The 6689-nt window shown below is 64.3% G+C and carries 6 protein-coding genes; 2 read left to right on the top strand and 4 right to left on the bottom strand.

Annotation, left to right across the window (positions count from 1 at the left end; all coding sequences use genetic code 11):
• Nucleotides 1–288 precede the first annotated feature (288 nt).
• Together ACFYW8_RS43795 and ACFYW8_RS43790 are read right to left on the bottom strand one after the other, a co-directional pair.
• Nucleotides 289–585 carry a hypothetical protein gene (locus ACFYW8_RS43795; protein WP_389093448.1) on the bottom strand — a complete coding sequence of 99 codons (297 nt, stop codon included), beginning with the start codon at nt 583–585 and terminating at the stop codon, nt 289–291.
• Nucleotides 586–907: 322 nt separating this feature from the next.
• Nucleotides 908–1447: an ATP-binding protein gene (locus ACFYW8_RS43790; RefSeq protein WP_389093445.1), complete on the bottom strand. Its 540-nt coding sequence runs from the start codon at nt 1445–1447 to the stop codon at nt 908–910.
• 207 nt (nt 1448–1654) lie between these two features.
• Between ACFYW8_RS43790 and ACFYW8_RS43785 the strand changes: the two genes are divergently transcribed.
• Nucleotides 1655–3025: a sporulation protein gene (locus tag ACFYW8_RS43785; RefSeq protein WP_389093443.1), complete on the top strand. Its 1371-nt coding sequence runs from the start codon at nt 1655–1657 to the stop codon at nt 3023–3025.
• Nucleotides 3026–3037: 12 nt separating this feature from the next.
• Here the strand turns inward: ACFYW8_RS43785 and ACFYW8_RS43780 are convergent, their stop codons facing one another.
• Together ACFYW8_RS43780 and ACFYW8_RS43775 are read right to left on the bottom strand one after the other, a co-directional pair.
• Nucleotides 3038–3958, bottom strand: a complete 921-nt coding sequence (locus tag ACFYW8_RS43780) for an aminoglycoside phosphotransferase family protein (RefSeq protein WP_389093439.1) — start codon at nt 3956–3958, stop codon at nt 3038–3040.
• Nucleotides 3959–4940: 982 nt separating this feature from the next.
• Nucleotides 4941–5492, bottom strand: a complete 552-nt coding sequence (locus ACFYW8_RS43775; protein ID WP_389093435.1) for a hypothetical protein — start codon at nt 5490–5492, stop codon at nt 4941–4943.
• Nucleotides 5493–5970: 478 nt separating this feature from the next.
• Between ACFYW8_RS43775 and ACFYW8_RS43770 the strand changes: the two genes are divergently transcribed.
• The gene (locus ACFYW8_RS43770) at nt 5971–6435 is read left to right on the top strand and encodes a calmodulin-binding protein (RefSeq protein WP_389093430.1); all 465 of its coding nucleotides are present in this window, start codon (nt 5971–5973) and stop codon (nt 6433–6435) included.
• The last annotated feature ends 254 nt before the right edge of the window (nt 6436–6689 follow it).

Raw genomic sequence — 6689 nt, 5'->3', positions numbered from 1 at the left:
AAGAGTTGGGCAAAACGCTGCATCACTACGAGATTCACCATCACACCAAGGATCACCTTGACGAACGGCACCAGCCCCTAACTTCCCGGGCTTGGACTTTAGGCAGCTCCCATGGGGCGAGCCTCGAAGAACAGGGGGCCGATCGGGCTGTTGCGGGCAGCTCCAAGGACTGCCCGATCCGCTGGCGAGCGTAAGGCCCCCTGTTCACTCGCCCCATGGCAGCTACCGCCCAAAGTCTCAGCGACCGACGACGTGCCCACGCGCGCCACTCACCGGTGAAAAGGCGCCTCATGCCGCGCCGCCCTTGCCCCTGGTCGTAGCCTCCAGGAGCACCGCGAGACGGTCCACCACGTCAAGCCGGCCCGCCACCCGCACGACGCCCCGCCCGTTCTCGTCAGTCGAGGCAACGGCCCGCACCTGCGACAGCTCGAACCCCGCACCGAGAAGAGCACGGTTCAACCGGTCCGCAGCTTCCCGAGCCGCACGCCAGCCCGCGATGTAGTCGACACCCGACACCCACAGACCGCAGCCCGCGCCCCCGACGTCGAGACCGTCACTCAGCCAGTCCTCACCCGAGCCAGTCACCTTGCCCACCTCTGCCCTGATCTAGGTAATGGTTCGTCAACTTCCTTTGGCCCAGGGCAGAACGCAGAGCAACGACCCCGGTACCATCAGGCACCGGGGACCGCTGAGTCCCCTCCCGGACCACCCCAGTTGCTGTCCAGGCGCGGGGGTGGTCCGGTCTCGGTATGAGGTTGTGAAGCGCGGCCCCTCCCGGGAGGGGAGCCCCCGGGTCGTACGAGGGGCCGCGCCCCATGCGGCCGGAGAGGTCAGACTCCGACCGATTTCCGGGCCGCCATCACTCCCGATCGCGTGGGAGTAAAACAGGGGTACGGCCCGGAGATCTCTAGGTCCTGCCGCCGAGGTCGAAGCGGCACCACACGGTCTTGCCTCCCGGACCCTTCGGCGACCACCACACCGCATCGGCCAGCCGCTGAATAATCAGCAGCCCCCGCCCACGGTCCGGCAACAGCGCCTCCGAGAAGTCACCCACCAGCTCCGGCGAGACGAACTCACCCACCGGCAGGTCAGGCGGAGTCGAATCCTCATCAGCGACGCCGATGAACAGCCATCCCGGCCACGCCTTCACCAAAACGTCGATCCGCCGCGCAGCATCGGGCCGTGTCAGGCAGTCGTCCGGCACCGCGTGGTGCACGACATTGCCAACCAGCTCCGAGACGACAAGGCGGGCATCGTCGACCATGTGGCCGAGCCCCCAGTCCCGGAGGCAGGCACTCACCATGCTTCGCGCGGCGCATGCCGTGCCGGTGGACTCGTCGAAGAGCGTCAGCGCCCGGAAGTGCCCCGCCGAGGGATCTTGCGCCGCTCCACGCAGCGAAACCGCCCGCGGGATGTTCGCTCCGCGTTTGCTCTGCCGAGCATCCATTGCGTCCCCTGCCGACTGCCGACGAGCCCTGTAGCCCGTCGCTCCGTGCCGAACAGTGAACGGCGCGAGCCGACCAACCGGGAGCGTTCACTTGGGGGTTCATATGAACACCCGCAAAGGCAAGGGGGGTTCGTAAGTGAACCCCCCGGGGTTCACGAGCTGTGCCACGATGGACACTCGTCGCCATTCTCGGGTTGGCAGGGGAGCATGAACCGAGAACCGAACGCGCAGTTGATCTCTCTCATGGCCGAGGCTGAAGTCTCGAACAAGGGGCTCGCCAAGCGGATGCGCGATCTTGCACAACAACGTGGCATCGACCTGGGCACCACGCACGTCGCCGTCCAGCGTTGGCGGGACGGGACGGGCATCCGGGCACAGGCTGCCGGGGTTATGGCCGATGTCTTCAGTGCAAAGCTCGGGAGACGGATCGCTCCCGGCGATCTTGGACTGTTCGGCCAGGCTGAGGCAAGCACACCGCAGCCGGCTGCCTATCCCGTCGCTTTGTCCGAGGCACTGTCCGTGCTGGAAGGACTCACCGAGGAACAGTCCCAGAGTGCATCGAACAGCGAACTGACGATCTCGGACACGGATCTCAGCGCCGCAGTCCTGTCATGGATGATCACCCGCCCCGGCGGCGTAGAGGCCGACAGGTCCACCTCGCAGCGCGCCAGCATGCGCGACGTGCACGCGATCCGCACCGCCACCGAAATGTTCATGCGTCTGGATTTCCTGTACGGCGGCGGCCACGGGCACAAAGCCTTACGGCACTACTTCCGCGACGATGTATTACCTCTACTCAATGCGAACTACACGGAAAGAGTAGGCCATGCCCTCTTCACTGTGGCTACGGAAACTGCCGAGGTAATCGGGTGGATGGCCTACGACATCGGAAATCACGCGTTGGCCAACCGCTACCTACTTTCCGCGCTACGACTCACCCAGGTCACCGGCGACCGAATGTTCGGGGCATCCATTCTCGCCAACCTCAGCCACCAGGCGAACTACCTTGGATACACCTCCCGCGCCGTCCAACTGGCCAGGTTCGCCGTCGAGGGAGCCAAGGGCACGAGCGCCACGCCGCGCGCCAAAGCCATGTACGCCGCTCACGAGGCCCGCGCACTGTCCAGTGCCCAGGACCTCACTGGTGCATCCCGCGCCATGAACGAGGCAGAACGCCACTTCGAGAAGGCCGATGCATCCGAAGACCCCGAATGGCTCGCCTACTTCAACGAAGCAGAACTGATCGGGGAATTCTCACACTGCTTCCGCGACCTCAAACGCCCTGTCGAATCTCTCCGATTCGCCAAACAAGCCGTCGCCAAAACTGACCCACAGTACGCCCGAACACTAGGATTCTGCCGCATTGTGCTCGCACAGAGCCACCTACTGAACGGCGATCTGGACAGCGCCACCGGAACTGCCAGCCAGGCAGTCGAGGCAGGCGAATCACTCCAGTCGGCCCGGTTCCTGCGCTACGTCACCGACTTCCAAGAAGAGATCAGCACCCACGCAGGAGTGCCCGTCGTGACCCGCTTCAACGAGCAGGTTGCCGAGGCGCTGGCCAGCTTGGACGAGTGAGTAGCCCGCCTCTCAGTACGCAAGCCAGTTGCGTGGAGCGGCACCATCACGCAGCGACGCAATCCGCCGGCCCACCTCTTGAACCACGTCCTCCCCCTCGGACACGTTCTGCATGAGCCACGTTGTCATCTTGAACTCCTGGATCGCGCACAGCGTCGCGAAGCCGAGCCACTCCCTCAGGTCACGGCCGTAGGCGCCCACGAAGCCGGCGTACTGCTCATCCGTCACCCACCCAAGACGGTGGTATTCATGCGCAGCCACTTCGAGATCCCACTCAGGATGATCAACACAGAAGTTCTCCAGGTCGATGAGGTGCACGACCCCGCTCTTGTCGACCATCAGGTTGTCGGTGTGCGCATCGCCGTGCACAGGCCCTAGCGGTGACCCAAACCGCAACTCCGCCAAACGATCCTTCAGTTCCTCCCCTCGCTTGCGAAGAAACTCAAGGTCGTCCTCCGAGACCCCCGCGGCTCGCTCAAGCCGCAAGTCCGAGAGCCCGAAGGCGCTGTATCGAGGCAGCTCCAGACCATCAGGCATCACCAGTGCGTGCAGATCACGAAGGACCCCGCCCAACTCCCCATACGTGGCAGGTCTGCCCTCTTCGACGATCAGATGCCAGAAGGTCACTGGATGCCCGTCGACCATCAGAGGCTGTTCGAGATCCTCAACGATACGGGCCGCTGGGAACCCCTCGTTGGCCAGCCACCGCGACACGGCCACCTCCTTGCGAGCCGCCGTCAGGTACTCAACCGACCGCGCGATACGTACGATCACCGGAACCGACCCGAGCCGGAAGAGCGCGTTCTCTCCGAGCCGGATCAACTCCGCGCCTCTGTCGTCGAGCCCCGCAGCCCGGCACGCGGCAACCATCACCTGCGTCGCCCCCGCCGACGTGAAGCCCTCTTCCGAACCCCGAGCAGCGTCAACCGCCATGCCCGTACCAGCTCCCCTAGTCGCGCGCGATCAACCGGCGCACGCCTACGGGCGACCAACCCGCGCGCACCAGACACGACTTTGACCGTACCCACCCTCAAGCGATCAAGGCGAGGGGACCCATCAGGGGACAGCGAGTCCCGCCAAGCCATCAGCTTGGGAAGCTTAGGTCTTCCACGGGTGATCCCTGTACTGACCAGTGCCTGAGCACTAGCCGGGCCGATCTGCTCGGCCGTGTGGTCCCCGCCATTCCCCGTGGTTCCCCGCAGGATCTGGCACGTGTCTGGCACGGGCGCAGCCGTCTGGTGTCGCGGTCTCGCCAGAAGGGCCGAGTGCTGCTGAACTGGTCGCTATGCAGGCAGTGCTAATCGCGCTCATCGCTGTCATGGGGACGCTAGGCGGGTCCATAGTGACGGGTGTCCTACAACGACGCCATACGGATCGTGCCGCTGCGCTTGCCCACCAGGAGCGTCACAGGCAAGAGCAGCGGGCGGCCATTTGCGATCTCGCCGAGGCGCTGGTGGAGTTACGCCGCCGACAGATCTGGCGTTGGTCCACCAGGAGGGACTACGGCACCGGTAACGAGACCTACCGGGAGGCCAAGGACGCTTGCTTCGAAGCTCGTTCGGCGAGTAGGGCTTGCCTTCTACGGGTCAGGCTTACAGGTGTTCCAACCTCGGTCGTAGACCTGGCCATGGTTGCCTTCGAGGCCTCCATCATCATCGAGGAGGCTTCAGAGGAGGTGGAATTGACGCAACGGGCAGAGGAGTCGAGGACGGCAATGGACTCATTCGTGGCTGCGGCAGCGAGTCATTGCGCCGCCGTGTAGTCGTTCGAACCTCCCCGGCTTCCGGCCCAATTCCTTCACGGCGCAGGCCGCCGCTCGACAGTCAGGGCCGCCGTCCGCAAACCGCGTGGCACAGACATACGCCACCACGCGAAGGCAACCCGAAAAGGTCGGTAACTACTATGCTCGCCGCGTTCAGGGGCTACCCAGCCTGCTGGCGACGACGCCATTTACCTTCTGGCCGGGCTGACGCGACGGGATGCGCTGATTTCCCTCCCTTTCGGAAGCCCTTGCATTCCATCCGACGACGAACAAGTCGTGGCGAAGTACCTCGATCTCATCGGCGACAGCTTCCATCGCCTCGGGCGTGATGGGGGTGACGTGGAACCCGATCGACCTCTTGATCGGCTTCATGGCTTCCAGGCCTTCACCGGATTCTTCCTGCATGTACAGCGAGTGCACGATGTCGTTCCGCCGGATTCGAAGCTTGTCGGCCCGCTTGAGGCATGCCTTGATCTCGACGATGTCACCCTCCTCAAATGGGTAGACGGTGAGAGCTAGCTCGCACAACTGGATGAGCTTGTCTGTGCCAGCGTCGTGCAAGTGGAAGATCAAGGTTGGTTCGTGGGTGAGCGCACTGACGAGATGATGGAGGCTGGAATCGAGCTGCGCGCCGGCCATGGTTACCCGGCCCAAGGCTTCCAAGAAGGGGTTACGCGCGCGGATGCTGCTGCTCTCGTCGCTCATGGGCTGGATGCTACGACCGAGTTCGCGTGGCCTGCCACCAATTTGCCTAGCTATCAGGCAGCTTGGTCTGGAGTAGCTCAGGGACCGAGTGAGCAGCACGGTCGGCTCTGGTCAGTAGCCGAAGAAGTGCGAGGCCGGGTCTCCGAGCTGCACCCCTGCAATCGATCAACGCTGCGACCTGCGACTTAGCCGTCGATGGTTGTCAGCGTTGGTCGTCGTTGAGCACCCTCGGACGGCCCAGAGACGGCCCGAGTGGGGCGCCGTGTGCCGCACCTCAACGCGAACTTGCCAGTGCCGCACGGCCAAGGTTTGCCGAGGACGGTGGCGATGCCCCAAAGCAGCAGCGGCAGCATGAGGCCATTGGCATATGCGGAAAAGTCGAGCGCGCCCTCAGCATGTTTACTCAATGTTACTGATTCAATCCACTTGGTAACTAGTCGTGACGTGCACGACGCCCGTAACCAAGGAGAGAACCCTCATGCGACGCGTGCTCATTAAGGCGGCCGGCTTGGCCGCCGTCGGCGTGCTGGCCTTCGCCACGGCGCAGCCCACTCAGGCCAACACCCTCAGCAGCCAGCCCGGCCACGTCGCCGCCGAGAGCGCCGCGTACTTCGTGATGACCGACCACACGCGGGAGGAATTCGTCATCAAGCTGACCAAGCCCGGGGACATCGAGCACGCCCGGGAACTCGTCAGCGGGGAGACCACCGACCGCCCCCACGTGCTCACGCGGATTATCAAGCGGCAGGCCCCCTATAACCCGCGCTGGAGCTACCATAACAACCCCGACATTACGGAATTCTTCGACCAGGCCATCGAAGTCTGTGACGCGAACATCCCGTACGTCGAAGAGCACACCGACGAAGCCGGCGGCGCCTTCCTGCCTGGCCTGTACTGGTGCGACTGGGACTCGCGCCTCATCAGGGAAATCCCCGCCCCGTAGCTGACCGACAAGGCCGGCTGGCGCCGTACCCTCGCGACGCCCCGGCCCACGCAGGGCTGCTCGGGCTGACCGTTCGTGGTTGGCCCGAGCACATGTGCCCGATGGTCCCCCTGGCCATGCTTCCCCAAGGTCGGCCGCACTCGACGGCGAAGGCTGGGAAGCGCGGCGAGTAACGGCTACATTCGCGAAGGTGTTGCGCGCAGCGCCAAGAGACCCCAGGTTCCTTGGCCTGCGAGCTGACCAGCGAAGTTAAT

Origin of the sequence: Streptomyces sp. NPDC002742, from assembly GCF_042888885.1 — a bacterium.
GTDB lineage: Bacteria > Actinomycetota > Actinomycetes > Streptomycetales > Streptomycetaceae > Streptomyces.
Note: the sequence above shows the minus strand (reverse complement) of the source record. Positions and strands in the feature narration are given on the sequence as shown.

What these genes read in the sequence shown, in the direction of transcription:
- ACFYW8_RS43790 (WP_389093445.1), bottom strand. Translation starts at nt 1,447, where the DNA reads ATGGATGCTCGGCAGAGCAAACGCGGAGCGAACATCCCGCGGGCGGTT.
- ACFYW8_RS43785 (WP_389093443.1), top strand. Translation starts at nt 1,655, where the DNA reads ATGAACCGAGAACCGAACGCGCAGTTGATCTCTCTCATGGCCGAGGCT.
- ACFYW8_RS43780 (WP_389093439.1), bottom strand. Translation starts at nt 3,958, where the DNA reads ATGGCGGTTGACGCTGCTCGGGGTTCGGAAGAGGGCTTCACGTCGGCG.
- ACFYW8_RS43775 (WP_389093435.1), bottom strand. Translation starts at nt 5,492, where the DNA reads ATGAGCGACGAGAGCAGCAGCATCCGCGCGCGTAACCCCTTCTTGGAA.
- ACFYW8_RS43770 (WP_389093430.1), top strand. Translation starts at nt 5,971, where the DNA reads ATGCGACGCGTGCTCATTAAGGCGGCCGGCTTGGCCGCCGTCGGCGTG.